Raw genomic sequence first — 25,672 nt, forward strand, 5'->3', positions numbered from 1 at the left:
CCCCGCTCAGCGGCGTGTAACTTTGAGTTATGCGCCCATTCCAGTGACAAAAGTGTGACTGGCTCAGGTCGGGTAGGTTGGCTTCATGAACGCGGAGAGTGACGAGCGGAACAGGGTCGCCGAACGGACTCCCCCGGCGTCCGTCCCGGGGGACCCGGAACGAGGGGAGCGCGAGCTGGGCTCGCGTGCGCCGGGTTTCATCAAGGCGTCCAGACCGCTGCACGTCAGCTGGCAGGTGGGCGTCTTCATCGTCGGCCTCGGCGTCGTGGTGGCCGGGGTGCTGATGCTGGTACTGCCCGGCCCCGGCTGGCTGGTGATCTTCGCCGGGATGGCGATCTGGGCGACCGAGTTCGTCTGGGCCCAGCTGGTACTGCGCTGGACGAAGCGCAAGGTCACCGAGGCGGCACAGCGGGCGCTCGACCCCAAGGTCCGGCGGCGCAACATCATCCTCACCACGGTGGGACTGGTGATCATGGCGGTGCTGGTCGGGATCTACGTGTGGAAGTTCGGGATCACCATGCCGTGGAACATCAGCGAGTGACCCGCGGGTGGTCGGGAAGCGCCGCTGACATGGGGTAATGTGAGCGCTGCGACCGGGCGATTAGCTCAGTGGGAGAGCGCTTCGTTCACACCGAAGAGGTCACTGGTTCGAACCCAGTATCGCCCACCCGGACGCAGGGCCCGGGAGACGGAATCCGTCTCCCGGGCCCTGCGCGTTGTCCGCCCTCCCGGTTCCGGGCCGCACCGCTCGCGGCCCGGAACCGGGACGGCTCACCGCATCCGCCCCAGGGTGCCCTTCAGCCTGCGGGCATCGCGCAGCCGCTGCTCGTACGTCGCCCCCACCACCAGCAACAGCAGCCCGGCCAGGGCCGGCGGCACCCAGCGGGGCAGCGCACCGGCGACCTGGACCACGTACGGCGCCAGCTCGTGCAGCCCGTCCAGCGCCAGCACCGCGCCGCCGAGCACCAGCAGGGCCTGGAGCCGGTACCGCGCCCCCAGCAGCGTGATCACCAGCGCCGCCACCCCCAGCAGCAGCGGCCGGTGCCACTCCGGATCGGTCCAGGCCACCGCCAGGCTCGGCAGCAGCGTCGCCCCGAGCCCCGGCCCGTACGCCGTCCACGAGGACGCCTCGGGGTCCCTGCGCCGCCGCAGGAACCCCACCACCAGGGCGGGCACACTCACCGGCAGGGCGTACGCCTCCGGGAAGGACACGTCCGAGGCCGCCAGCCGCACCCACGTCGCCAGGACGAACAGCGCCGCCGCCAGGTACCCGGCCACCGGCCGCCGCTCGGGGCGCACCGCCGCGCCCGCCGCCAGCACCCCGGACAGGGCCAGCACCAGCGCCAGGAACGGCGCGTCCGCCACCGCGAGACCGACCGCCACGAGCGCCCCCGCCGCCCCGGTCAGCTCCACCGGCAACGCAACCGGGTGCTGCCGCAGCCGCGCCCCCAGGAGCACCGACACCGCGGGCACCAGCAGGAGCAGCGGCGCGCCCTCGTGCGGGGCGAGCCCCAGGGAGCGCCCGGCGAACCCCGTCAGGACGATGCCGCCGACTCCGGCGGTCACCGCGAACACCGCCCGGGGCACCTGCGCCCGCACCCGGACCGCCGCACCGGCGAACAGGACCGTCAACGCGCCGAACACCGCGTAGGACACCGCCTCGGACGCCAGCGACAGCAGCCCCAGGCTCACCGCCCCGCACACCGCGGCCACCAGGGCGGTCACCGGCACCGCCGCCGAGGCGCCCCGGCCGCTTCCGTCGCCCGCGAAGCCCGTGACGGCCGGCACGAGGAGTCCGGCCACCAGGACCGTCTCCCCGGCCACCGCCACCGGGTAGGGCGCGTCCAGCACGGCTCCGGCCAGCAGCAGCGCACCCCAGGCGAGCACGAGGGTGACGGCTCCGGCCGCTCCGCGCACCGAGGCCCCGGACAGCCTGCGGACGGGAGCGGGCCGCGCACCGCCCGGGACGCCCCAGCCCCACGCCCCGTACGGCCCGGCGCCGGGAGCGGCGGACGCGCCAGGAGCACCCGCGGTGCCGACGGCGTCGGGTGCATCGGGGGCGGCCGTTCTCGGCGCGAACAGCGGGGCGGCGGTCCGGGCCACCGCGGGCCACCACCGGTGCGCCGCCCCCAGCGCCCCGGCCACCAGGGCCAGGACCGGCGGAGCCGCGGCCAGCTCCGGCCAGGGCAACGTCGAGCCCACGGCCGCACGGAAGCCGCCCGGGGCCCCCGCCCATACCTCCGACAGCCGCGTCACCGGGCCCAGCAGCACCGCGGCCACCGGCGGCAGCGCCCACAGCAACGACCCGGCCGCGACCACTCCCGACGCCACGAGCACCCCGTGCGTCGCGTTCCTCGGCAGCCGGGACCGTACGGCCGAGGCCAGGGCGATGCCGCACAGCAGATACGGCAGCACCCGCCACCCCTCCGGCGCCGCCGACGCGGGCACACCGCCCACCGCCGCGACCACCGTGAGACCGGCCACCACACCGCCCAGCCGCGCGAAGCCCTCGGACGCCCGCCACGCCCCGGCCAGCGCGGCCCCGGCGGCGGCCAGCAGCAGGACACCCGGAGCCGACGCCCCGAGGGGTCCGGAGGCCGTCACCGACTCGCCCAGACCCACCAGCAGAGCGAAGAATCCCGTCACCGCCCCGCCGACGCCCGCCGTGACCCGCACCCCAAGTCCCGTGCCCCGCAGGACGATCACCCCGTCCAGCACCGCCGTCGCCAGCAGCGCCCAGCCGATGACGAGCACCGGGGCCCCGGCGGCCCACGCCCACAACAGCAGCGGCCACTGGGCGAGAACCACGGCGGCGGGCAGCGGCAGACGCAGCGGGCGGAGCGCCAGGCCGTACACCGCCCACACCGCCGCGAGCACGGCCGACGCGACCGCCGTGAAGGCGAGCCCGCCCACGTCCGGGTCGGCCACCGCGTGCACCGCGTACGCGTCCAGCAGCGTCAGCACCAGGGCCAACGCCCCCAGCGCCTCCGCCGTGGCGCCGAGCTTCCGGCGCAGCAGGACCGCCGGGGCGGCGAGCGCCCCCAGGGTCGCCGCGGCCAGCACGGCCGACCGGCCGCCGATCCCCATCGAACCCCAGCTCACCAGGGTGAAGGCGATCGCCGCGACCGCCAGCAGCAGACCCCCCAGCGTCAGCAGCACGTTCTGGGCGCCGCGCGGCGCGGACGGCTTCGGCGGCACGTAGCCCCACGGCTGCGCCGGGGCTCCGGGCCGGCCGGCGGGCGGAGCGCCCCAGGCGGACGGGTTCCAGCCCGGGGAGGCCGCCGCGGTGGGCGGCCGGAGCGCGGCGAGCAGCCACGCGCGACGCGTCAGCAGCTGGGCCCTGCGGGCGTCCAGCTCGGCCAGTTCTCTGTCGAGGAGGGCCAGTTCCTCGGCGGGCGGGGGCGCATGTTCCATGGACGGGAGTGTGGCCCCGGCTCCGCGGCCCGCACATGGGCTCGAATACTCACTTCCCGGTCCCGGCTCCTGAGGGGAGCGCGGCCGCGAGGAGTTTGAACCAGCCCCGTGAAGCCCTGTATGGTTCAACCCGTTCCCGGGCGATTAGCTCAGTGGGAGAGCGCTTCGTTCACACCGAAGAGGTCACTGGTTCGAACCCAGTATCGCCCACCGGGGAAAGCCGGTCCGCCAGCGTCACGCGGACCGGCTTTCGCGTGTTCCGGAGCCCTCGGCCCCCGGTCCGCTCACGCGGCCGCGGGCAGCTCCGGGCGCAGCGGCCAGGCCGGGTCCACCGGCTCCGGCGTCCCGCTCTTCGCGAACCAGGCCTCCAGGCCGCGCGCCTGGGCCGCGTGCCAGGTCGCCTGGAGCGTGTGCAGTTCGCCCGGGGAGAGCCGTTCCATCCGGGAGGAGAAGCGCCGGCACACCGCGCGCACCAGCTCCAGCGCGGCGGTCGCGTCGGCCACCGCGTCATGGGCCCCGTCGAGGACCACCTCGTAGCTCGCGCACAGATCCGTCAGCGTACGGCGGCCCTTGCGGTAGCGGTCGAGGTGTCTGTCCAGCACCCGGGGGTCCACCACCCGCATCGGCGCCCCGTCCAGATAGCCCGCCAGCGACGACGCCCGGTGCCTTCGCAACTCCCGGTCCAGCAGCGTCAGATCGAACGGTGCGTTCATCACGGCCAGCGGACGCCCCGTGGCGCAGCTCTCGGCCAGCGCACGGGCGATCTCGTCCATCACCGGGGCGGGCCAGCGGCCGTTGCGCTGGAGGTGGTCGTCGGTCAGTCCGTGGATCCCGGTCGCCCCCGGCGGGACCGGAATCCCCGGGTTGACCAGCCAGCGGGTGACGCGGACGCGTCCGCCCGCGGTGTCCTGCGCGACCAGAGCGGCCGAAACGATCCGGTCCCGCTCGACGTCCACGCCTGTCGTCTCCGTGTCAAAAGCGGCCAGCGGCCCCTCGAACCAATGCGTCATCCCCGAACTCCTCGCACCCGCACGGCAGATGGGGTTTCCTCTGCCCGATATCGGTGATACCCGGGCTGTTTGCCGGATACGCCGTTCGCGGGCGTTCCGATGGCGTGGCAACGCGGTCGCGACGTAGGGACGTTGATTCGACGGGTGGGGATCAGGCGCGCGCGGAGGCCGCCTCCGCCGTCCCGCCCGGAAGGCGCGGAGCCATGGGGCTCGCGCGGCCCGCCCCCCCGGGGACCCGCCCGCGCCGAGGCCCCCGGGACGCGCCCGCTCGGGTCGAGGCGGCCGAGCGGGGCCGACTGCCGAAGGCCCTCCGGGGGAACGTCGGCCTCTTCGGGGAGGCGCGTACGGGGGAGGAACCGTGGGGGCCGCCCCGAAGGCGTTCGCGCCGGGGGCCGGGGGCTCGGTACGATTCGTCCTGCCCAGCCGTACGAAGGCGGGCATCCCCCTCAGACAGGAGAGACCGGTGTCAGACGTCCGTGTGATCATCCAACGCGATTCCGAGCGGGAAGAGCACGCGGTGACGACGGGCACGACCGCCGGTGACCTCTTCCCGGGGCAGCGCACCGTCGTCGCCGTGCGCGTCGGCGGCGAGCTGAAGGACCTCTCCCACGTCCTGCGGGACGGCGAGAGCGTCGAGCCGGTGGAGATCTCCTCCCCGGACGGCCTGGACATCCTGCGCCACTCCACCGCACACGTCATGGCCCAGGCCGTGCAGGAGCTGTTCCCCGAGGCCAAGCTCGGCATCGGTCCGCCGGTCAAGGACGGCTTCTACTACGACTTCGACGTCGAGAAGCCGTTCACCCCCGAGGACCTCAAGGCCGTCGAGAAGAAGATGCAGGAGATCCAGAAGCGGGGCCAGCGGTTCTCCCGCCGCGTGGTCTCCGACGAGGAGGCCCGCGAGGAGCTCGCGGGCGAGCCGTACAAGCTGGAGCTCATCGGCATCAAGGGCTCCGCCTCCTCGGACGACGGTGCGGACGTCGAGGTGGGCGGCGGCGAGCTGACCATCTACGACAACCTCGACGCCAAGACCGGCGAGCTGTGCTGGAAGGACCTCTGCCGGGGCCCGCACCTGCCGACCACCCGCTTCATCCCGGCGTTCAAGCTGATGCGCAACGCTGCCGCGTACTGGCGCGGCAGCGAGAAGAACCCCATGCTCCAGCGGATCTACGGCACCGCCTGGCCCACCAAGGACGAGCTGAAGGCGCACCTGGAGTTTCTGGAGGAGGCCGCCAAGCGCGACCACCGCAAGCTCGGCAACGAGCTGGACCTCTTCTCCTTCCCCGACGAGATCGGCCCCGGCCTCGCCGTCTTCCACCCCAAGGGCGGCGTCATCCGCCGGGCCATGGAGGACTACTCGCGCCGCCGCCACGAGGAGGAGGGCTACGAGTTCGTCTACTCGCCGCACGCCACCAAGGGCAAGCTCTTCGAGAAGTCCGGCCACCTGGACTGGTACGCCGACGGGATGTACCCGCCCATGCAGCTCGACGACGGGGTGGACTACTACCTCAAGCCGATGAACTGCCCCATGCACAACCTGATCTTCGACGCGCGCGGCCGCTCCTACCGCGAACTGCCGCTGCGGCTCTTCGAGTTCGGCACGGTGTACCGGTACGAGAAGTCCGGGGTGGTGCACGGCCTGACCCGCTCGCGCGGCTTCACCCAGGACGACGCGCACATCTACTGCACCAAGGAGCAGATGGCCGAGGAGCTGGACCGCACGCTCACCTTCGTGCTGAACCTGCTCCGCGACTACGGGCTCACCGACTTCTACCTGGAGCTGTCCACCAAGGACCCGGAGAAGTACGTCGGCTCCGACGAGACCTGGGAGGAGGCCACCGAGACGCTCCGCCAGGTCGCCGAGAAGCAGGGCCTGCCGCTGGTCCCGGACCCGGGCGGCGCCGCGTTCTACGGCCCGAAGATCTCCGTGCAGTGCAAGGACGCCATCGGCCGCACCTGGCAGATGTCGACCGTCCAGCTCGACTTCAACCTGCCGGAGCGCTTCGACCTGGAGTACACCGGCCCGGACGGCTCCAAGCAGCGCCCGGTCATGATCCACCGCGCGCTGTTCGGCTCGATCGAGCGTTTCTTCGCCGTCCTCCTGGAGCACTACGCGGGCGCCTTCCCGGTCTGGCTCGCCCCCGTCCAGGCGGTCGGCATCCCGATCGGCGACGCCCACATCCCCTACCTCCAGGAGTTCGCCGCCACGGCGCGCAAGCGGGGGCTGCGGGTGGACGTGGACGCCTCGTCGGACCGGATGCAGAAGAAGATTCGCAACCAGCAGAAGAACAAGGTCCCGTTTATGATCATCGCTGGCGACGAGGACATGGCCAACGGCGCTGTCTCCTTCCGCTACCGCGACGGGTCGCAGGAGAACGGCATCCCGGTCGACGAGGCCATCGCCAAGATCGCCCAGGCCGTCGAGGACCGCGTACAGGTCTGATCCGTACGACCGGGTCCGTGCGACCGGTCCGGGCGATCGGATCCGTGCGACCGGACCGGGCGATCGGATCCGTCCGACCGGGTCGGGGTGCGGCAGGAACGGCCCCCGGAGCGCTAACCCCGCTCCGGGTGCCGCCCCTCGTCCTCCCGCGTGAACGTCTGGATCAGCCACGACGAGAACGACCCCGTCACCGCCCCCAGCAGCGCGAGCCCGCAGGCCATCAGTCCCGCCGCCACCACCCGCCCCCAGAACGTGACCGGGGTGGCGTCCCCGTAGCCGACCGTCGTCAGCGTCGCGCACGCCCACCACACCGCGTCGCCGAAGGTGAGGATCGAGGCGCCCGGGGCGCGGTGCTCCAGGTGGTAGACCGCGAGCGAGGCGGCGAGGCCGAGCAGGGCGGCCGTCATCCCCGCGTACGCCATGACGCGTGCGTACAGGTTCAGGCGCGGCCGGTCACGGCGGTGCTGCACCGCCGTGTACACCTGCACCATGCGCAGCGGGCGCAGCAGCGGCAGCAGCAGGACCAGGGTGTCCAGCCAGTGCGTACGCACGAAGCGCGCGCCCAGTCCGCTGAGCCGCAGCCGCGTGAGGTAGTCCGTGAGGAACAGCAGCCAGGTCGACCAGACCAGGGTCAGGGAGATGTCGTGCCACGGCTGGGCGTCGCGCGGGGCCAGCACCCGGACCGCGTACCCCGCCAGGAAGAGCAGCCCCGCGGCGAAGAGCGGGATCTCCGTGCGCTGCTCCCAGCGGGCCGACGCGGTGGTCGCCTCCGGGGCGGGTCTCTCGCTCATCGCCTCAGGATCGCGGGCGGCCGGGCGCCGCGGCCCCGACGACACGCTCCGCACGGGTGACGCAATATGCTGATCGGCATGACGAGTGAGCCGGAGCAGCAGATCGGCGTGGGGACGCCCGACGCATTCCAGCGCCTGTGGACGCCCCATCGGATGGCCTACATCCAGGGGGAGAACAAGCCGAGCGGTCCGGGCGCCGAGGACGGCTGCCCGTTCTGTTCGATTCCGGCGAAATCCGACGAGGACGGGCTCGTCGTGGCGCGCGGCACCTACGTCTACGCGGTGCTCAACCTGTATCCGTACAACGGCGGCCACCTCATGGTCGTGCCCTTCCGCCATGTCGCCGACTACACCGAGCTGGACGGCCCCGAGACCGCCGAGCTGGCGGACTTCACCAAGCGGGCGATGGTCGCGCTGAGGGCGGCATCGGGGGCCCACGGCTTCAACATCGGGATGAACCAGGGCTCCGTCGCCGGGGCCGGGATCGCCGCCCACCTGCATCAGCACCTGGTGCCGCGCTGGGGCGGGGACACCAACTTCATGCCGGTCATCGGCCACACCAAGGTGCTGCCGCAGCTGCTGGGCGACACCCGGGCCATGCTGGCCGACGTCTGGCCCGCGGCCGTCTAGTCCGCCGGACCGCCGCGCCGGTACGCCGTCGCGCCGGAGGCCTCCGCAGCGGCGGGGGCCTCCTCCCCGTAAAGGCCTGTCGCCGTACGGGAACGACGACAGGCTCCTCCGTGCGCGCGGCTACGCGTCGTAGACGTCGGCCTTGCGCGGGGCCGGGTCCTGGACGAGGCCGCTCAGTATCATCGAGCGGCTGTCGAAGCGCTGGGTGTCCACGCCGTTCTCCTCCAGGACGCGCATCGCCGCCGAGTGGACCGCCCGCAGCACCGGGGTCGCGGCCCGCATCGCGTCGTCCGCCATGAAGCGGTGGTTCCACGGCTTGGCCGCCCAGGCGTGCCGCAGCCCGAACGGCTCGGGCAGCACTATCTTCCCGCCCAGGTAGTCCAGCACCGCCGGATACCAGGTCAGCGGGGCCCGCAGCGCGAGCCGGACGACCTCCCGGGCGTCCACCAGCGCCAGCTGGACGTCCCGGGTCTCCCAGAAGCGCACGGCCTTGTTGACCGTCTTCTTCCGGGCCGCGGGCTTGGCGAGGAACAGCCCGTGCACCGGGCCGAGCGCATGACCGGTGACCTCGATGCGCAGCGTCTCGTGGAGCACCGTGACCGTGATCATCATCGTGATCACCAACTGCCCGTCCCACAGGGTGAACTGGACGCCCAGATAGTGCCGGTCGCCACTGCCGAACTGCTGGTGGTTGCAGATCCGCTGTATCTCGTGCGGCTTCACCTGGAAGGTCGCCACGTCCTCCCCGTCGGGGCGGGTCACGGCGTCGGCGTTCTCCCCGATCGGCGAGACGATCCAGTGCTTCACGGACGGCTTGGGGAAGCCGCCGCTGTTGAGCGGCCCGCGCTCCAGCATCTTCAGCTGGTCGTGGATGACCCTGACCAGGTCCCAGCTGCGGAACTGGTGGATCTCCTTCGACGGGTCCTTCGGGACCAGCTCCTCGGCCAGCTGCCAGCTGCCCCAGCGGGTACCCATCCCCAGGACACCCTTGGGGCCGGCGTAGAACACGGCGTTGGACTGCTGCTCCGCCGTCAGCTTCTCCAGCCCCTGGCGCAGCGCCTCACGCGAGGTTTCGTTGGGATTCTTCGGCACCGCCTCGGGGATCTTCGCCATCACCCCGGTGCCGGACAGCAGACTTTCCCAGCGGGCCCGCAGATCCCGGGCCGAGGTCTCCGCGATCCGCCGGGCGAGCAGCCAGCCGATCACCGGAGCCACCACCGCGCCCCGGAAGTACAGGGGCCAGAAGTTGTCCAGGGGCAGCTTCACGATCAGGATCAGGGCACCGACCCCGAAGGCCGCCAGCAGCACCGTGCCGACCGCCCGGAACGCCGTGTCCTGGGACTTGCTGAGCGCGTCCCGGATCCGGAAGACGATCACCCATGCCACCAGGCCGGGCAGGAAGAGGACGCCGAAGACCAGCGTCACCAGTGTGAGCCGGGTGTCACGGGCCTTGCGCAGGTTGTTCGCGGACAGGCAGTGCTCCACCACCGTCTGCGGGTCGGTGCCGAAGGACTGGATGAGCGCTTTGCGGGCCCCGCCCAGCATCCGTTCCTGGACGGCCCGCGCGAACGCCTCGCCCAGATTGGGCTTGAAGTAGTCCGACTTGAACAGCCTCGACGCCCCCGGCTTCACCACGGACTTGTGCCACTCGCTGTTGGCGTCGAGGATCGTCTCGACCGGGCTGTCCCGGTACGCCGCCGAGGCCAGGGCGTTGGTCGCCACCGACTGGCCGCCGGACCCCTGGATCGGGATCTGGGCCCCGGGTGAGAAGTCGAAAACGTCGCTGGCCACTGCCTGTCGCCCCCACTCGCCGCACCGTCTGCTCCTGCGGTGTGCCCAACTACCGGTCGCGGCATACCTTCTGAGCTGCGCCCACAGCGTATCGTCCGGATCACACCGCTGTCCGTCACCGGCGTCGTCCCGAGCGGGTGTGCGACCGTGCGCCGGTCACGCGCCGGGTGATCGCTCCGCGCGGAGCCGCTCCGCGACCTGCGGCGGCATCGCCTCGTGCCGGGCGTAGGCGCGGTCGAAGCGGCCGGTGCCGTGGGACAGCGAGCGCAGGTCCACCGCGTACCGGCCGATTTCGGTCTCCGGGACCTCGGCCCGCACCAGGGTGCGCCCGCCGGGACTCTGCTCGGTGCCCACGACCCGGCCCCGCCGCCCGGACAGATCGCTCATCACCGGTCCCACGAAGTCGTCCGGGACCAGCACACCCACCTCGCAGACCGGTTCCAGCAGCTGGATACGGGCCTGGGCCGCGGCATCGCGCAGGGCGAGCGCCCCGGCGGTCTGGAAGGCGGCGTCCGAGGAGTCCACCGCATGTGCCTTGCCGTCCAGCAGCGTGACCCGCACGTCGACCAGCGGATGCCCGGTGGCCAGCCCCTTCGCGGCCTGGGCCCGTACCCCCTTCTCCACCGAGCCGACGAACTGGCGCGGCACCGCACCGCCGACCACCCTGTCGACGAACTCCACGCCCGAGCCCGGTGGGAGCGGCTCCACCTCGATCTCGCAGATCGCGAACTGCCCGTGCCCGCCCGACTGTTTGACGTGCCGCCCGCGCCCCGCCGCCCGGCCCGCGAACGTCTCACGCAGCGCCACCCGGTGCGGCTCCGCGTCGACCTGGACGCCGTAGCGCTCGCGCAGCCGCTCCAGGGCCACCTCCTGGTGGGCCTCGCCCAGGCACCACAGGACGACCTGGCGGGTGTCGGGGTTCTGCTCCAGGCGCAGGGTGGGGTCCTCGGCGACCAGCCGGGCCAGGCCCTGCGACAACTTGTCCTCGTCCGCCTTGCCGTGCGCCCGGACCGCGAGCGGGAGCAGCGGGTCCGGGGCCGACCAGGGCTCGATCTGGACCGGGTCACCGGCGGGGGAGAGCGTGTCGCCGGTCTCCGCGTCGCCCAGACGCGCCACACACGCCAGGTCCCCGGCGACGCAGGCGTCCAGGGCGCGCTGCTGGCGGCCGAACGGCGAGGTCAGCGCCCCCACCCGGATCTCCGCCTCGTGGCACGGGTGCGGTTCGTGCCCGGCCGTGTCGAGGCCGTGCCCGCACAGGTGGACGGCGTCGTCGGGGCGCAGGGTGCCGGAGAAGACACGGACCAGCGAGACGCGGCCCACGTACGGGTCGGAGGAGGTCTTCACGACCTCCGCGACCAGGGGGCCGTCCGGGTCGCAGACCGGGGCCGGCCGGGGCGTCCCCGAGGGGGTCGTGACGGCGGGCGGGGTGCGCTCCAGCGGAGTGGGGAAGCCGCGCGTGACCAGCTCCAGCAGCTCCACCGTGCCGATGCCCTGCCGGGCGCCCCCGGCAGCCGGGGCCGCGGTCAGGACGGGGTGGAAGGAGCCCTTGGCGACGGCCCGCTCCAGATCGGCGGTCACCGTCGCCACGTCGATGTCCTCGCCGTCGAGATAGCGGTCCATCAGGGACTCGTCCTCGCTCTCGGCGATGATCCCCTCGATCAGCCGGTCCCGGGCCGCCCGCAGCGGCCCCTCCTGGTCCGGTGCGGGCGGCAGCTCGGTCCGCTCACCCGAGGAGTAGTCCAGGACGCGGCGGCTCAGCAGCCCGGTCAGCCCGGTCAGCGGGGCGTGCCCGTCCGGGCCCTCGGGTCCCAGCACGGGCAGGTAGAGCGGGAGCACGGTGTCGGTGCCGCCGCCGAAGAGCCGCGAGCAGATCCGGGTCATCGCCTCGAACGAGGTGCGGGCGGTGTCCAGATGCGTGACCACGATCGCGCGCGGCATCCCCACCAGGGCGCACTCCTCCCAGGCGGCCCGGACGGTCGCCGCCACCGACGCGGCCTCCTGCGCCGCGGAGACGACGAACAGCGCCGCGTCCGCCGCGCGCAGACCGGCCCGCAGCTCCCCGACGAAGTCCGCGTAGCCGGGGGTGTCCAGCAGATTGACCGTGCAGCCGTCCCAGACCACCGGGACCAGCGAGAGCTGCACGGATCGCCCGCGCCGCCGCTCGATCGCGTCGTAGTCGGAGACGGTCGCCCCGTCCTCGACCCGCCCGGCCCGGTTCACGGCGCCCGCCGTCAGGGCCAGCGCCTCGACCAGCGTCGTCTTGCCCGATCCGCTGGGGCCGACCAGCACCACGTTGCGCAGCGCGGAGGGATGGCCGGCCGTCGGCGCACCCCCGGCGGCCCCGGGGTGTGCGCGTGCCTTGTCGCCCATGATGCGTGCCTCCCGGTCGGCGGCGCGGCGCGAGGGTGGGCGACCGCGCGCGGAGCAGCGGTGGCCACGGGCAGGGGGGAGACCGGCGCGGCGGCTTCGGCGACGCCCGCGGTCCTTCGAGCTTGGCACCGGGACGCGGCCGCGTCCATACGTCACGCGCGGACCCGGCACCGGTCCCGCCCGAGCCCGGTCCCCGCCCCGTACGCGGCCCCGGTACCGGTCGCCGGGACACCTCCCGGCGGGTGCCCGTCCGGTGCGGGACGGCGTTGGTGACTACGATGGGCCAGCCGGTGGCCGTAGGGGCCGCGCGGCCAGCCGAACCCTCGGGAAAGCCATGCTGAACAAGTACGCGCGTGCCTTCTTCACGCGTGTCCTCACCCCGTTCGCCGCCCTGCTGCTCCGCCTCGGGGTCAGCCCCGACGCGGTCACCCTCATCGGCACGGCCGGAGTGATGGCGGGTGCGCTGGTCTTCTTCCCGATGGGGGAGTTCTTCTGGGGCACGATCGTCATCACGGCGTTCGTCTTCTCCGACCTCGTCGACGGCAACATGGCGCGGCAGGCCGGGATCTCCAGCCGCTGGGGCGCGTTCCTCGACTCGACGCTGGACCGGGTCGCCGACGGCGCGATCTTCGCCGGATTCGCCCTCTGGTACGCGGGCCGCGGTGACGACACCATCCTCTGCGCCGTCGCGATCTTCTGCCTGGCCAGCGGCCAGGTGGTCTCCTACACCAAGGCGCGCGGCGAGTCGATCGGGCTGCCGGTCGCGGTCAACGGACTGGTCGAGCGCGCCGAGCGACTGGTCATCTCCCTGGTCGCCGCCGGTCTCGCGGGGCTGCACGCGTTCGGCGTCCCGTACATCGACATCCTGCTCCCCATCGCCCTGTGGGCGGTCGCCGTGGGCAGCCTGGTCACGCTGATCCAGCGTGTGGTGACCGTACGCCGCGAGGCGGCCGAGGCCGACGCCGCCGGGGCCGCCGCCGTCGACGGTCCGGCGGAGCAGGGGCACGGGGCCGACCGGTGAGCGGGCTGAAGGGCCGGGTCACCGACGGGCTGTACGGGCTGGGCTGGAGCGCCGTGAAGACGCTCCCCGAGCCCGCCGCGGCGGCCCTCTTCCGCACCATCGCGGACCGGACGTGGAAACGGCGCGGCAAGAGCGTGCTGCGCCTGGAGTCGAACCTGGCGCGGGTCGTCCCGGACGCCGGGCCGGAGCGTCTCGCCGAGTTGTCCCGGGCCGGGATGCGCTCCTACATGCGCTACTGGATGGAGTCGTTCCGGCTGCCCACCTGGAGCCCGGAGCGGATCCGCACGAGCATCGACGTCCACGACGCCCACCTGCTCACCGAGGGCCTGGACGCCGGGAAGGGCGTCGTCCTCGCCCTGCCGCACCTGGGCAACTGGGACCACGCCGGAGCGTGGGTCACCACCGAGCTGAAGGTCCCCTTCACCACCGTCGCCGAGCGGCTGGACCCGGAGTCGCTGTACGACCGCTTCGTCGCCTACCGCGAGGGCCTCGGCATGGAGGTCCTGCCGCACAGCGGCGGAGCCGCCTTCGGCACCCTGGCCCGGCGGCTGCGCGCGGGCGGCCTGGTCTGCCTGGTCGCCGACCGGGACCTGTCCGCCTCCGGGGTCGAGGTGTCGTTCTTCGGGGCCACCGCCCGGATGCCCGCGGGCCCCGCCCTGCTCGCCCAGCAGACCGGGGCGCTGCTGCTGCCGGTGACCCTCTGGTACGACGGTACGCCGGTGATGGGCGCCCGGGTGCACCCGGCGGTCGCGGTGCCGGAGGAGGGCACCCGGGCCGAGAAGACGTCCGCCATGACCCAGGCCCTGGCCGACGCCTTCGCGGGCGGCATCGCCGAGCACCCGGAGGACTGGCACATGCTCCAGCGGCTCTGGCTGGAGGACCTGGAACCCCGAGAGGCCGCCACGTGAAGATCGGCATCGTCTGCCCCTACTCCTGGGACGTCCCGGGCGGCGTGCAGTTCCACATCCGGGACCTCGCCGAACATCTGGTCCGGCTCGGCCACGAGGTCTCCGTCCTGGCCCCGGCCGACGACGAGACCCCGCTGCCGCCCTACGTCGTCTCGGCGGGCCGGGCCGTCCCCGTCCCGTACAACGGCTCGGTCGCCCGGCTCAACTTCGGCTTCCTGTCGGCGGCCCGGGTGCGGCGCTGGCTGCACGACGGCACCTTCGACGTGATCCACATCCACGAACCGACCTCCCCGTCGCTGGGCCTGCTGGCCTGCTGGGCGGCGCAGGGGCCCATCGTCGCCACCTTCCACACCTCCAACCCGCGCTCCCGGGCGATGATCGCCGCGTACCCGATCCTCCAGCCCGCGCTGGAGAAGATCAGCGCCCGGATCGCGGTCAGCGAGTACGCCCGGCGCACCCTGGTCGAGCACCTGGGCGGGGACGCCGTGGTCATCCCCAACGGCGTCGACGTCGGCTTCTTCGCCGGGGCCGAGCCGAAGGCCGAGTGGCAGGGCCGGACCCTCGGCTTCATCGGCCGCATCGACGAACCCCGCAAGGGGCTTCCCGTCCTGATGAAGGCGCTGCCCGCGATCCTCGCCGCCCACCCCGACGCCCGGCTGCTGGTCGCCGGGCGCGGGGACGAGGAGGAGGCGGTGGCCTCCCTGCCGAAGGAACTGCGCGAACGGGTCGAGTTCCTCGGCATGGTCAGCGACGAGGACAAGGCCCGACTCCTGCGCAGCGTCGACGTGTACGTGGCCCCCAACACCGGCGGCGAGAGCTTCGGGATCATCCTGGTCGAGGCGTTGTCGGCGGGTGCGCCGGTCCTCGCCAGCGACCTGGACGCCTTCGCGCAGGTGCTGGACCAGGGCGCGGCGGGCGACCTGTTCGCCAATGAGGACGCCGACGCGCTGGCCGCCGCCGCGATCCGGCTGCTGGGCGACCCGCGGCGGCGGGCCGGACTGCGCGAGCGCGGCGAGGCGCACGTACGCCGGTTCGACTGGGCGACCGTGGGGGCCGACATCCTCGCGGTGTACGAGACGGTGGCGGACGGGGCCGCTTCGGTCGCGGCGGACGAACGGTCGGGGCTGCGCGCCCGGTTCGGACTGGCGCGGGACTGAGCGGCGCAACCGTCGCCGGACCGCCGCCGCCTCCGGTGGGCCGCCCCCCTTGCCTCCGCCGGGGTGACCGGACCTCCGGTGGGGTGAGGGGGCGCGGCGACGGTAGCGTGGGGGCCCGTGACCGTAACCCTCATCTGGATCGTCGTCGCCCTCGTCGCGATCGGCGTGTACCTCAGCTGGACCGCGGGCCGGCTCGACCGCCTGCACTCCCGGATCGACGCCGCCCGCGCCGCCCTCGACGCCCAACTGCTGCGCCGCGCCTCGGTCACCCAGGAGCTGGCCACCTCCGGCGTCCTGGACCCGGCCGCCTCGATCGTCCTGTACGAGGCCGCGCACGCCGCGCGCCAGTCCGAGGAGGACCACCGGGAGGTCGCCGAGAGCGAGCTGAGCACCGCCCTGCGCGCCGTCTTCGGCGAACCGGCCCAGGTCGACGCGGTGAAGGAGGTCCCCGGCGGTGTGGACGCCGCCGTCGAACTGGCCGCCGCCGTACGCCGCGTACCGATGGCCCGGCGCTTCCACAACGACGCCGTACGCGCCGCCCGCGCCCTGCGCCGCCACCGTACGGTCCGGCTGTTCCGGCTGGCCGGGCACGCGCCGTTCCCGCTCGCCTTCGAGATGGACGACGCCCCGCCGGTGGCGCTGGCGGACCGCCCGGGAGCGTAGTTCCGGAGCGGGCCGGGAGCGGGGTCCGGGGGGAAAACGATCCACGGCCTGTCCATTGGCCCTTGCTGTGGACTGGTCCCGCGGCGTTTCCTCGGTGACGCAGCATCCAGCGTCTTTCACCGAGTGAGGTCCCGTGTCCACGCTTCCCAGCACCCCGCAGTCCGCCGAGTCCGCCGCCACCGGCACCGCCCGCGTCAAGCGCGGCATGGCCGAGCAGCTCAAGGGCGGCGTGATCATGGACGTCGTCGACGCCGAGCAGGCGAAGATCGCCGAGGACGCGGGCGCCGTGGCCGTCATGGCCCTGGAGCGGGTCCCGGCCGACATCCGCAAGGACGGCGGCGTGGCCCGGATGTCCGACCCCAACATGATCGAGGAGATCATCGGGGCCGTCTCCATCCCCGTCATGGCCAAGTCCCGCATCGGCCACTTCGTCGAGGCCCAGGTCCTCCAGTCCCTCGGCGTCGACTACATCGACGAGTCCGAGGTCCTCACCCCGGCCGACGAGGTCAACCACAGCGACAAGTTCGCCTTCACCACGCCGTTCGTCTGCGGCGCCACCAACCTGGGCGAGGCCCTGCGCCGCATCGCCGAGGGCGCGGCCATGATCCGCTCCAAGGGCGAGGCCGGCACCGGCAACGTGGTCGAGGCCGTCCGGCACCTGCGCCAGATCAAGAACGAGATCGCGCGTCTGCGCGGCTTCGACAACAACGAGCTGTACGCCGCCGCCAAGGACCTGCGCGCCCCCTACGAGCTGGTCAAGGAGGTCGCGCGGCTGGGCAGGCTGCCCGTCGTGCTGTTCTCCGCAGGCGGTGTCGCCACCCCGGCCGACGCCGCGCTGATGCGCCAGCTCGGCGCCGAGGGCGTCTTCGTCGGCTCCGGCATCTTCAAGTCCGGCGACCCGGCCAGGCGCGCCGCCGCCATCGTGAAGGCCACGACCTTTTTCGACGACCCGAAGGTCATCGCGGACGCCTCCCGCAACCTGGGCGAGGCCATGGTCGGCATCAACTGCGACACCCTGCCCGAGTCCGAGCGCTACGCCAACCGCGGCTGGTAACCACCGATGAGCGACACCCCCCTGATCGGCGTCCTCGCACTCCAGGGCGACGTACGGGAGCACCTGACCGCCCTGGCCTCGGCGAACGCCCTGGCCAGGCCGGTGCGGCGTCCCGAGGAACTCGCCGAGGTCGACGGACTGGTCATCCCGGGCGGCGAGTCCACCACCATGTCCAAGCTGGCGGCCCTCTTCGGCATGACGGAGCCGCTGCGCGAGCGGGTGGCGGCCGGGATGCCGGTCTACGGCACCTGCGCCGGGATGATCCTGCTGGCCGAGAAGATCCTCGACCCCCGCTCGGGACAGGAGACCCTCGGCGGCATCGACATGATCGTCCGGCGCAACGCCTTCGGCCGGCAGAACGAGTCCTTCGAGGCCGCGGTCGAGGTCGCCGGGGTCGACGGCGGCCCCGTGGAGGGCGTGTTCATCCGCGCCCCCTGGGTGGAGTCCGTCGGGGCCGGGGCCGAGGTCATCGCCGAGCACGGCGGTCACATCGTGGCCGTACGGCAGCGGAACGCCCTCGCCACCTCGTTCCACCCCGAACTGACCGGCGACCACCGTCTGCACGCGCTGTTCGTGGACATGGTGCGCGCGGTGAGCTGACCGGACCCCGGTAGGATCTCTCGGGTTCCACTCGATTTTGGTGACGCGAAGGAGAAGGCAGATGTCCGGCCACTCTAAATGGGCTACGACGAAGCACAAGAAGGCCGTGATTGACGCCAAGCGCGGCAAGCTCTTCGCGAAGCTGATCAAGAACATCGAGGTCGCGGCCCGCTCCGGCGGCGTGGACCCCGACGGTAACCCGACGCTCGTCGACGCCATCCAGAAGGCGAAGAAGAGCTCCGTCCCGAACAAGAACATCGACTCCGCCGTCAAGCGCGGCGGCGGTCTCGAAGCGGGCGGCGCCGACTACGAGACGATCATGTACGAGGGTTACGGTCCCAACGGTGTCGCGGTGCTCATCGAGTGCCTCACCGACAACCGCAACCGCGCCGCCTCCGACGTACGTGTCGCGATGACCCGCAACGGCGGCTCCATGGCCGACCCGGGCTCCGTCTCGTACCTCTTCAACCGCAAGGGCGTCGTGATCCTCCCCAAGGGCGAGCTGACCGAGGACGACGTCCTCGGCGCCGTCCTCGACGCGGGCGCCGAGGAGGTCAACGACCTCGGCGAGACCTTCGAGGTGGTCAGCGAGGCCACCGACATGGTCGCGGTGCGCACCGCGCTCCAGGAGGCGGGCATCGACTACGACTCCGCCGAGGCCAACTTCCTGCCCACCATGCAGGTCGAGCTGGACGAGGAGGGCGCGCGCAAGATCTTCAAGCTCATCGACGCCCTGGAGGACAGCGACGACGTGCAGAACGTCTTCGCCAACTTCGACGTGTCCGACGAGGTCATGGAGAAGGTCGACGCCTGAGGCGCGGCCGGCACAGCTCGGTGCGACGGGCCGACGGGGAGACACCCCGTCGGCCCGTCGTCTTGTCGGTTCCGACGCTTTGTCAGCGCGAGCCGATAGCCTGCGGGAACAGATGAGCGAGCGGGTGCGGCGCGCGTCCCGGACGACGGCGAGGACAGGGAGTTCCATGCGGGTGCTGGGCATTGACCCGGGACTGACCCGGTGCGGGGTCGGCGTGGTCGAGGGGGTCGCGGGCCGCCCGCTGACCATGATCGGGGTAGGCGTCGTGCGCACCTCCGCCGACGCCGACCTGGGCGACCGGCTCGTCGCCGTCGAGCGCGGCATCGAGCAGTGGCTCGACGAGCACAACCCGTCCTTCGTCGCGGTGGAGCGCGTCTTCGCCCAGCACAACGTCCGTACGGTGATGGGCACCGCCCAGGCCAGCGCGGTCGCCATGCTCTGCGCCGCCCGCCGCGGCATCCCGGTCGCCCTGCACACCCCCAGCGAGGTCAAGGCCGCCGTCACCGGCTCCGGCCGGGCCGATAAGGCCCAGGTCGGCGCGATGGTGACCCGGCTGCTTCGACTCGACGCGCCACCCAAGCCCGCCGACGCCGCCGACGCCCTGGCCCTCGCCATCTGCCACATCTGGCGCGCCCCCGCCCAGAACCGGCTCCAGCAGGCGGTGGCGGCCCACCGCACGTCCGGCGCGCCCGGCACCCCCCGCGCGCCCGGCGTCTCGCGCACGCCGCGCACCTCCCGTACGCCCGGATCGTCCGGCGACACCCCCGGCGTAGCCGGTACTTCCGGCGCCACGCCCGGCGCGCCCGGTACCCCCCGAACCCCGGGCGCGACCGGGACCTCCGGCGCGTCCCGCGCCCCCCGCACGCTGAAAGGCCGCACCGCATGATCGCCTTCCTGTCCGGCCCGGTGGCCGCCCTCTCCCCGAACTCGGCCGTCATCGAGGTCGGCGGCGTGGGCATGGCCGTCCAGTGCACCCCGCACACCCTCGCCGACCTGCGCATCGGCAAGGAGGCCCGGCTCGCCACCTCCCTCGTCGTCCGTGAGGACTCCCTGACCCTGTACGGCTTCGCGGACGACGACGAGCGCCAGGTCTTCGAACTGCTCCAGACCGCCAGCGGCGTCGGGCCCCGGCTCGCGCAGGCGATGCTCGCCACCCACAGCCCCGACGCCCTGCGCCTCGCGGTATCCACCGGCGACGAGAAGGCCCTGACCGCCGTCTCCGGCATCGGCAAGAAGGGCGCTCAGAAGCTGCTGCTGGAGCTGAAGGACCGGCTCGGCGAACCGGTCGGCGCGCACATCGGCCAGCAGGGCATCGGCACCCCCGTCACCTCCGGCTGGCGCGACCAGCTCCAGGCCGCCCTGATCGGCCTCGGCTACGCCGGCCGTGAGGCCGACGAGGCGGTCACCGCCGTCGCCCCGCAGGCCGAGGCCGCCGTCGCCGAGGGCGCCGCACCCCCCGTGCCCCAGCTGCTGCGGGCCGCCCTCCAGACTCTGAACCGCGCACGCTGACCGGCACCGAACCACCGAAGAGGCCCCGAAGATGAACTGGGACGAGACCGGAACCGAGACCGACGAGCCGACCGGCCCGGTCTTCGACGACCGGCTGGTCGACGCCGACGCGGACGGCGAGGACACCGCCGTCGAGGCGGCCCTGCGCCCCAAGGACCTGGAGGAGTTCGTCGGCCAGGAGAAGGTCCGCGAACAGCTCGACCTGGTCCTCAAGGCGGCCCGCGCCCGCGGTGCCACCGCCGACCACGTGCTGCTCTCCGGCTCCCCGGGCCTCGGCAAGACCACCCTCTCCATGATCATCGCGGCCGAGATGAACGCCCCGATCCGGATCACCTCGGGCCCCGCCATCCAGCACGCCGGAGACCTCGCGGCGATCCTCTCCTCCCTCCAGGAGGGCGAGGTCCTCTTCCTCGACGAGATCCACCGCATGTCCCGGCCCGCCGAGGAGATGCTCTACATGGCGATGGAGGACTTCCGCGTCGACGTCATCGTCGGCAAGGGCCCCGGCGCCACCGCGATCCCGTTGGAGCTGCCCCCCTTCACCCTGGTCGGCGCGACCACCCGGGCGGGACTGCTCCCGCCCCCGCTCCGCGACCGCTTCGGCTTCACGGGACACATGGAGTTCTACGCCCCGGCCGAGCTGGAGCGGGTCATCCACCGCTCCGCCCGGCTGCTCGACGTCGGCATCGACGTCGAGGGCGCCGCCGAGATCGCCGGACGCTCCCGGGGCACCCCCCGTATCGCCAACCGCCTGCTGCGCCGCGTCCGGGACTACGCCCAGGTCAAGGCGGACGGCACGATCGACCGGGAGATCGCCGCCGCGGCCCTCAAGGTGTACGAGGTTGACGCGCGCGGACTCGATCGGCTGGACCGCGCGGTGCTCGGCGCCCTGCTGAAGCTCTTCGGCGGCGGTCCGGTCGGCCTGTCCACCCTGGCGGTCGCCGTGGGGGAGGAGCGCGAGACCGTCGAGGAGGTCGCCGAACCGTTCCTCGTCAGGGAAGGACTGCTGGCCAGGACCCCGCGCGGCCGGGTCGCCACCCCCGCGGCCTGGGCCCATCTGGGACTGGTTCCGCCGCAGCACGGTGCGAAGGGGCAACAGGGCCTGTTCGGGGCGTGACGCGTCACAGGTTGGCCCCCGCAGGAACCCCGGTGCCGTGCTGGGCGTTGTTCCATCGATGCGGACTCATCTAGACTCCGCCGATGCCGCCCTTACAGGTCGGTGTGCCCACCCCCGTATATACAGGCCGCATTCCAGCGCGGTCGTGCGAAGGAATCCCCGTCCCGTGGATCTCATTACTCTTCTCCCCTTCATCGTGCTCATCGGGGCCATGTTCCTGATGACCCGCTCCGCCAAGAAGAAGCAGGCGGCGGCCGCACAGATGCGCAACGACATGCAGCCCGGCACCGGCGTCCGGACGATCGGGGGCATGTACGCCACCGTCAAGGAAGTCCACGACGACACCGTCCTCCTCGAGGTCGCGCCCGGCGTCCACGCCATCTACGCGAAGAACGCGATCGGTGCCGTCCTCGATGACGCGGAGTACAACCGCATCGTCCACGGCGACGAAGAGGAGCTGGACGCGGACGGGACGGTCGTCCCCGACGACGCCTCCTCGCTGACCGGTGAGCAGTCCGCGGACGCCCCCGAGGTCGCCAGGATCGACCTGGGCAAGGACGACTCCGACGCCGACGACGCCCCCAAGGACGTCAAGGACGCCGAGGACGTCAAGGACGTGAAGAGCGCCAAGGACGACGGCAAGACCGACGGCGAAGCCGGCACCAAGTAGTTCTCACGATCCCGGGGACGCCCCGCGCCCACCGGCGCGCGGCGTCCCCGGGACCGTGGGGCCGTCTGCGGGGGGCAGGCCCCCACAACACTTCGTGGCCACTCCGGCGCGTACCCGGCGCGGAGCGGTAGGACAGGGAGAAACGAGAAGGTGGCAGCACCCAAGAAGGGCCGAGGGCCGTCCAGCGACCAGGGCAGGCCGGGGCGTGCCCTGGCCCTGATCCTCATCGCCATGGTCGCGCTCACCGGCGGTATGTTCCTGTCCGGGCACACCACGCCCCGGCTGGGCATCGACCTGGCCGGCGGGACGTCGATCACGCTCAAGGCGAAGAACCAGGCGGGCCAGCCGAACGCGATCAACCAGACCAACATGGACACCGCGGTCGGGATCATCGAGCGGCGGGTCAACGGTCTTGGCGTCTCGGAGGCCGAGGTCCAGACCCAGGGCAGCGACAACATCATCGTCAACATCCCCAAGGGGACCAACTCCGAGCAGGCCCGGGAGCAGGTCGGCACCACCGCCCAGCTCTACTTCCGGCCCGTGCTGGCGGTGCAGGCGAGCACCCCCGAGCAGCCCACGCCCTCCGGCTCCGCGACCCCCTCGGGAACCGCCACACCGAAGCCCGGTGCGTCCGGCACGCCGGACGACAAGAACCAGGGCGAGGAAGCCACCGATCCCGAGGCCACTCCTTCGGCGAGCGCCACCACGCAGGGCCGTGCGGTCCCCGGTGCGCTGAAGAAGGACCCGACCCCCTCGGCCACGGGTTCCGGCGAGCCGAAGCCGTCCGGTTCCCCCGAGGCCACGCCCCCCGCGGACCCGGCGACGGCGAAGCTCCAGGAGGAGTTCGCCAAGCTCGACTGCACCGATCCCAAGCAGCGGACGGAGGCCGCCCAGGGCACCAAGCCCAGCGACTCGATCGTCGCTTGCGGCTCCAACGTCCCCGGCAGCTACGAGAAGTACGTCCTGGGCCCCTCCGAGGTCTCCGGTCGTGACGTCGACCAGGCCCAGGCCACCATCGACCAGCAGTCCGGTCAGTGGATCGTGTCGATGGAGTTCACCTCCGCCGGCGCCAAGAAGTTCCAGACGATCACCGGCCGGCTCGCCCAGCAGCAGCCGCCGATGAACCAGTTCGGGATCGTCCTGGACGGCGAGGTCGTCTCCGCGCCCTCCGTGAGCCAGGCGCTCAGCAAGAACGCCCAGATCTCCGGCAGCTTCGACCAGCAGTCCGCCGAGGAGCTCGGGAACATCCTGTCCTACGGCGCGCTCCCGCTGACCTTCGAGGAGTCGAGCGTCACCACCGTGACCGCCGCCCTCGGCGGCGAGCAGCTCAAGGGCGGGCTGATCGCCGGGGCCATCGGTCTGGCCCTCGTCGTCGTCTACCTGGTCGTCTACTACCGGGGACTCGCGTTCATCGCGCTCCTGAGCCTCGTGGTCTCCGGCATCCTCACGTACACGATCATGTCCCTGCTCGGCCCGGCCATCGGTTTCGCGCTGAACCTCCCGGCGGTCTGCGGTGCCATCGTGGCCATCGGCATCACAGCCGACTCGTTCATCGTGTACTTCGAACGGGTGAGAGACGAGATCCGTGAGGGACGCACCCTGCGCCCCGCCATCGAGCGCGCCTGGCCGCGTGCCCGGCGCACCATCCTGGTCTCCGACTTCGTGTCGTTCCTCGCGGCGGCGGTGCTCTTCATCGTCACCGTCGGCAAGGTGCAGGGCTTCGCGTTCACGCTCGGCCTGACCACCCTCCTCGACGTCGTCGTGGTGTTCTTCTTCACCAAGCCCCTCATGACGCTCATGGGACGGACGAAGTTCTTCTCCAAGGGCGGCCCGTGGTCCGGGCTGGACCCGAAGCGGCTCGGCGCCCACCCGCCGCTGCGCCGCTCGCGCCGTGTCAACGCCCCCACCGAACCGAAGGAGGCGTGAGATGTCGCGACTCGGCAATCTCGGCGCCCGGCTCTACCGCGGCGAGGTCGGCTACGACTTCATCCGCAACCGCAAGATCTGGTACGGCGTCTCGATCCTGATCACCATCACGGCCATCATCGGTGTGGCCGTCGGCGGCCTCCGCATGGGCATCGAGTTCCAGGGCGGGGCGGTCTTCACGACCGACACCAAGGCCAAGATCTCCACCGCCCAGGCCACGGACGTGGCGACCGAGGCCTCCGGCCACCTGGCCATCGTCCAGGAGCTCGGCAACGGCGGCCTGCGCATCCAGATCACCGAGGTCGACACCGCCAAGGCCAACGAGATCAAGGACACCCTCTCCGACGAGCTCGGCATCCCCGCCGAGGAGATCAACGCGGACCTGGTCGGGCCCAGCTGGGGTGAGCAGATCGCCAACAAGGCCTGGACCGGTCTCGCGGTCTTCATGGTCCTGGTGGTGGTCTATCTGGCCATCGCCTTCGAGTGGCGGATGGCCGTCGCCGCCCTCATCGCGCTGATCCACGACATCACCATCACGGTCGGCGTCTACGCGCTGGTCGGCTTCGAGGTCACCCCGGGCACGGTGATCGGTCTGCTGACCATTCTCGGTTACTCCCTGTACGACACGGTGGTCGTCTTCGACAGCCTCAAGGAGGGCCAGAAGGACATCACCAAGCAGACCCGCTACACGTACAGCGAGATCGCCAACCGGTCGATCAACAGCACCCTGGTCCGCTCCATCAACACCACCGTCGTGGCGCTGCTGCCGGTGGCCGGGCTGCTCTTCATCGGCGGCGGTGTGTTCGGCGCGGGCATGCTGAACGACATCTCGCTGTCGCTCTTCGTGGGTCTCGCCGCCGGTGCGTACTCCTCGATCTTCATCGCCACCCCGCTCGTCGCCGACCTCAAGGAACGCGACCCGCAGATGAAGGCGCTGAAGAAGCGGGTCCTCGCCAGGCGGGCGGCCGCGGCCGCCAAGGGGGAGTCCCCCGACGACGGCCCCGAGGACCCGCGCGAGGACACCGCGACCGCGGGCACGGCCGTCGGCCGCCCCCGCTCGCACCGCACCCCCGGGAAGCGCTGAGCGATGACGAGCACCGCCGATTCCACCCGGGAGCTGCTGCGCAGCCGGATCCGCGACGTCGCGGACTACCCGAAACCGGGCGTGGTGTTCAAGGACATCACCCCGCTGCTCGCGGACCCGGTCGCCTTCACGGCGCTCACCGACGCCCTCGCGGAGCTGTGCGTACGGCACGGCGCCACCCGGGTCGTCGGCCTGGAGGCGCGCGGCTTCATCCTGGCCGCGCCGGTCGCGGTCCGCACCGGCCTCGGCTTCGTGCCGGTCCGCAAGGCCGGCAAGCTCCCCGGAGCCACGCTCGCCCAGTCCTACGAGCTGGAGTACGGCAGCGCGGAGATCGAGATCCACGCCGAGGACCTCACCGCCGACGACCGGATCATGGTCATCGACGACGTCCTCGCCACCGGCGGCACCGCGGAGGCCTCGCTGGAGCTCATCCGCCGGGCAGGCGCCCAGGTCGCGGGCGTCGCGGTCCTCATGGAGCTGAGCTTCCTCGCGGGCCGTGCCCGGCTGGAGCCGAAGCTCGCGGGTGCGCCTCTGGAGGCACTGATCACCATCTGAACCGCGGTCCGAAGCGGTCGGCGAGCGCCGGGCAGGCCGCGGACGGACAGCGGACACGAGGGGCGGGCACCCGGGAGACACCGGGTGCCCGCCCCTCGTCGTACGGGCTCCCGGCGTCCCCGGGCGAGGGTTTTCCAGGGGGTCGATA

General features: G+C 72.4%; 22 protein-coding genes and 2 tRNA genes. 19 read left to right on the plus strand and 5 right to left on the minus strand.

What is annotated here, in order from left to right; genetic code table 11:
* Window positions 1–85 precede the first annotated feature (85 nt).
* Together ACIRRU_RS25795 and ACIRRU_RS25800 are read left to right on the plus strand one after the other, a co-directional pair.
* A complete protein-coding gene (locus ACIRRU_RS25795) occupies window positions 86–541 on the plus strand; it encodes a TIGR02611 family protein (RefSeq protein WP_403684291.1) in 456 nt (151 codons plus the stop codon).
* 54 nt (window positions 542–595) lie between these two features.
* Window positions 596–667, plus strand: a tRNA-Val gene (locus ACIRRU_RS25800).
* 104 nt (window positions 668–771) lie between these two features.
* Here ACIRRU_RS25800 and ACIRRU_RS25805 read toward each other — a convergent pair.
* The gene (locus ACIRRU_RS25805; protein WP_403684292.1) at window positions 772–3,414 is read right to left on the minus strand and encodes an SCO7613 C-terminal domain-containing membrane protein; all 2,643 of its coding nucleotides are present in this window, start codon (window positions 3,412–3,414) and stop codon (window positions 772–774) included.
* Between the two features lie 138 nt (window positions 3,415–3,552).
* Here ACIRRU_RS25805 and ACIRRU_RS25810 point away from each other — a divergent pair.
* Window positions 3,553–3,624: transfer RNA gene (locus ACIRRU_RS25810), tRNA-Val, on the plus strand.
* A gap of 74 nt (window positions 3,625–3,698) precedes the next feature.
* On the opposite strand, the gene ACIRRU_RS25815 is transcribed toward ACIRRU_RS25810, so the two are convergent.
* A complete protein-coding gene (locus tag ACIRRU_RS25815; RefSeq protein ID WP_403684294.1) occupies window positions 3,699–4,424 on the minus strand; it encodes a 3'-5' exonuclease in 726 nt (241 codons plus the stop codon).
* Between the two features lie 463 nt (window positions 4,425–4,887).
* Between ACIRRU_RS25815 and thrS the strand changes: the two genes are divergently transcribed.
* Window positions 4,888–6,864 carry a threonine--tRNA ligase gene (gene thrS / locus ACIRRU_RS25820; RefSeq protein ID WP_363202433.1) on the plus strand — a complete coding sequence of 659 codons (1,977 nt, stop codon included), beginning with the start codon at window positions 4,888–4,890 and terminating at the stop codon, window positions 6,862–6,864.
* 113 nt (window positions 6,865–6,977) lie between these two features.
* Here the strand turns inward: thrS and ACIRRU_RS25825 are convergent, their stop codons facing one another.
* The gene (locus ACIRRU_RS25825) at window positions 6,978–7,655 is read right to left on the minus strand and encodes a potassium channel family protein (protein WP_403684296.1); all 678 of its coding nucleotides are present in this window, start codon (window positions 7,653–7,655) and stop codon (window positions 6,978–6,980) included.
* Window positions 7,656–7,721: 66 nt separating this feature from the next.
* Here ACIRRU_RS25825 and ACIRRU_RS25830 point away from each other — a divergent pair, with 66 nt between their 5' ends.
* Window positions 7,722–8,285 carry an HIT family protein gene (locus ACIRRU_RS25830; protein ID WP_403684298.1) on the plus strand — a complete coding sequence of 188 codons (564 nt, stop codon included), beginning with the start codon at window positions 7,722–7,724 and terminating at the stop codon, window positions 8,283–8,285.
* A gap of 120 nt (window positions 8,286–8,405) precedes the next feature.
* Here the strand turns inward: ACIRRU_RS25830 and ACIRRU_RS25835 are convergent, their stop codons facing one another.
* Together ACIRRU_RS25835 and ACIRRU_RS25840 are read right to left on the minus strand one after the other, a co-directional pair.
* The gene (locus ACIRRU_RS25835; protein WP_403684300.1) at window positions 8,406–10,076 is read right to left on the minus strand and encodes a hypothetical protein; all 1,671 of its coding nucleotides are present in this window, start codon (window positions 10,074–10,076) and stop codon (window positions 8,406–8,408) included.
* A gap of 156 nt (window positions 10,077–10,232) precedes the next feature.
* Window positions 10,233–12,446: an elongation factor G-like protein EF-G2 gene (locus tag ACIRRU_RS25840; protein WP_403684301.1), complete on the minus strand. Its 2,214-nt coding sequence runs from the start codon at window positions 12,444–12,446 to the stop codon at window positions 10,233–10,235.
* Between the two features lie 334 nt (window positions 12,447–12,780).
* Between ACIRRU_RS25840 and pgsA the strand changes: the two genes are divergently transcribed.
* The 14 genes from pgsA (at window position 12,781) to ACIRRU_RS25910 (ending at window position 25,524) form a co-directional block, all read left to right on the plus strand.
* Complete coding sequence (gene pgsA / locus ACIRRU_RS25845; RefSeq protein ID WP_403684303.1) at window positions 12,781–13,467, plus strand: phosphatidylinositol phosphate synthase; 687 nt, start codon at window positions 12,781–12,783, stop codon at window positions 13,465–13,467.
* Complete coding sequence (locus ACIRRU_RS25850; RefSeq protein WP_403684305.1) at window positions 13,464–14,375, plus strand: phosphatidylinositol mannoside acyltransferase; 912 nt, start codon at window positions 13,464–13,466, stop codon at window positions 14,373–14,375. Before pgsA ends, ACIRRU_RS25850 begins: the two co-directional genes overlap by 4 nt.
* Window positions 14,372–15,532 (plus strand): glycosyltransferase family 4 protein, encoded by a 1,161-nt coding sequence (locus ACIRRU_RS25855; RefSeq protein WP_363202439.1) that lies wholly within the window; start codon window positions 14,372–14,374, stop codon window positions 15,530–15,532. The genes ACIRRU_RS25850 and ACIRRU_RS25855 overlap by 4 nt, the downstream gene beginning before the upstream one ends.
* A 117-nt stretch (window positions 15,533–15,649) precedes the next feature.
* Complete coding sequence (locus tag ACIRRU_RS25860) at window positions 15,650–16,195, plus strand: hypothetical protein (RefSeq protein WP_363202440.1); 546 nt, start codon at window positions 15,650–15,652, stop codon at window positions 16,193–16,195.
* A 133-nt stretch (window positions 16,196–16,328) separates the two neighbouring features.
* A complete protein-coding gene (pdxS, locus tag ACIRRU_RS25865) occupies window positions 16,329–17,249 on the plus strand; it encodes a pyridoxal 5'-phosphate synthase lyase subunit PdxS (protein WP_403684308.1) in 921 nt (306 codons plus the stop codon).
* Between the two features lie 6 nt (window positions 17,250–17,255).
* The gene (gene pdxT, locus ACIRRU_RS25870) at window positions 17,256–17,849 is read left to right on the plus strand and encodes a pyridoxal 5'-phosphate synthase glutaminase subunit PdxT (RefSeq protein WP_363202442.1); all 594 of its coding nucleotides are present in this window, start codon (window positions 17,256–17,258) and stop codon (window positions 17,847–17,849) included.
* 61 nt (window positions 17,850–17,910) lie between these two features.
* Window positions 17,911–18,663: a YebC/PmpR family DNA-binding transcriptional regulator gene (locus ACIRRU_RS25875; RefSeq protein ID WP_205083000.1), complete on the plus strand. Its 753-nt coding sequence runs from the start codon at window positions 17,911–17,913 to the stop codon at window positions 18,661–18,663.
* A gap of 166 nt (window positions 18,664–18,829) precedes the next feature.
* Window positions 18,830–19,549 (plus strand): crossover junction endodeoxyribonuclease RuvC, encoded by a 720-nt coding sequence (gene ruvC / locus ACIRRU_RS25880; protein ID WP_403684412.1) that lies wholly within the window; start codon window positions 18,830–18,832, stop codon window positions 19,547–19,549.
* Window positions 19,546–20,172: a Holliday junction branch migration protein RuvA gene (ruvA, locus tag ACIRRU_RS25885; protein ID WP_403684310.1), complete on the plus strand. Its 627-nt coding sequence runs from the start codon at window positions 19,546–19,548 to the stop codon at window positions 20,170–20,172. Before ruvC ends, ruvA begins: the two co-directional genes overlap by 4 nt.
* A gap of 31 nt (window positions 20,173–20,203) precedes the next feature.
* Entirely contained in the window at window positions 20,204–21,289 is a 1,086-nt protein-coding gene (gene ruvB / locus ACIRRU_RS25890; RefSeq protein WP_363202445.1) for a Holliday junction branch migration DNA helicase RuvB, read from the plus strand.
* A 166-nt stretch (window positions 21,290–21,455) separates the two neighbouring features.
* A complete protein-coding gene (gene yajC, locus ACIRRU_RS25895) occupies window positions 21,456–21,959 on the plus strand; it encodes a preprotein translocase subunit YajC (protein WP_403684311.1) in 504 nt (167 codons plus the stop codon).
* Between the two features lie 150 nt (window positions 21,960–22,109).
* Complete coding sequence (secD, locus tag ACIRRU_RS25900; protein WP_403684312.1) at window positions 22,110–23,885, plus strand: protein translocase subunit SecD; 1,776 nt, start codon at window positions 22,110–22,112, stop codon at window positions 23,883–23,885.
* Between the two features lies 1 nt (window position 23,886).
* Complete coding sequence (gene secF / locus ACIRRU_RS25905; protein ID WP_403684314.1) at window positions 23,887–24,969, plus strand: protein translocase subunit SecF; 1,083 nt, start codon at window positions 23,887–23,889, stop codon at window positions 24,967–24,969.
* 3 nt (window positions 24,970–24,972) lie between these two features.
* Window positions 24,973–25,524, plus strand: coding sequence for an adenine phosphoribosyltransferase (locus ACIRRU_RS25910; protein WP_403684316.1), 552 nt, complete (start codon window positions 24,973–24,975; stop codon window positions 25,522–25,524).
* Window positions 25,525–25,672: the final 148 nt, after the last annotated feature.

Origin of the sequence: Streptomyces sp. NPDC101181, assembly GCF_044767975.1 — a bacterium.
Lineage (GTDB): Bacteria > Actinomycetota > Actinomycetes > Streptomycetales > Streptomycetaceae > Streptomyces.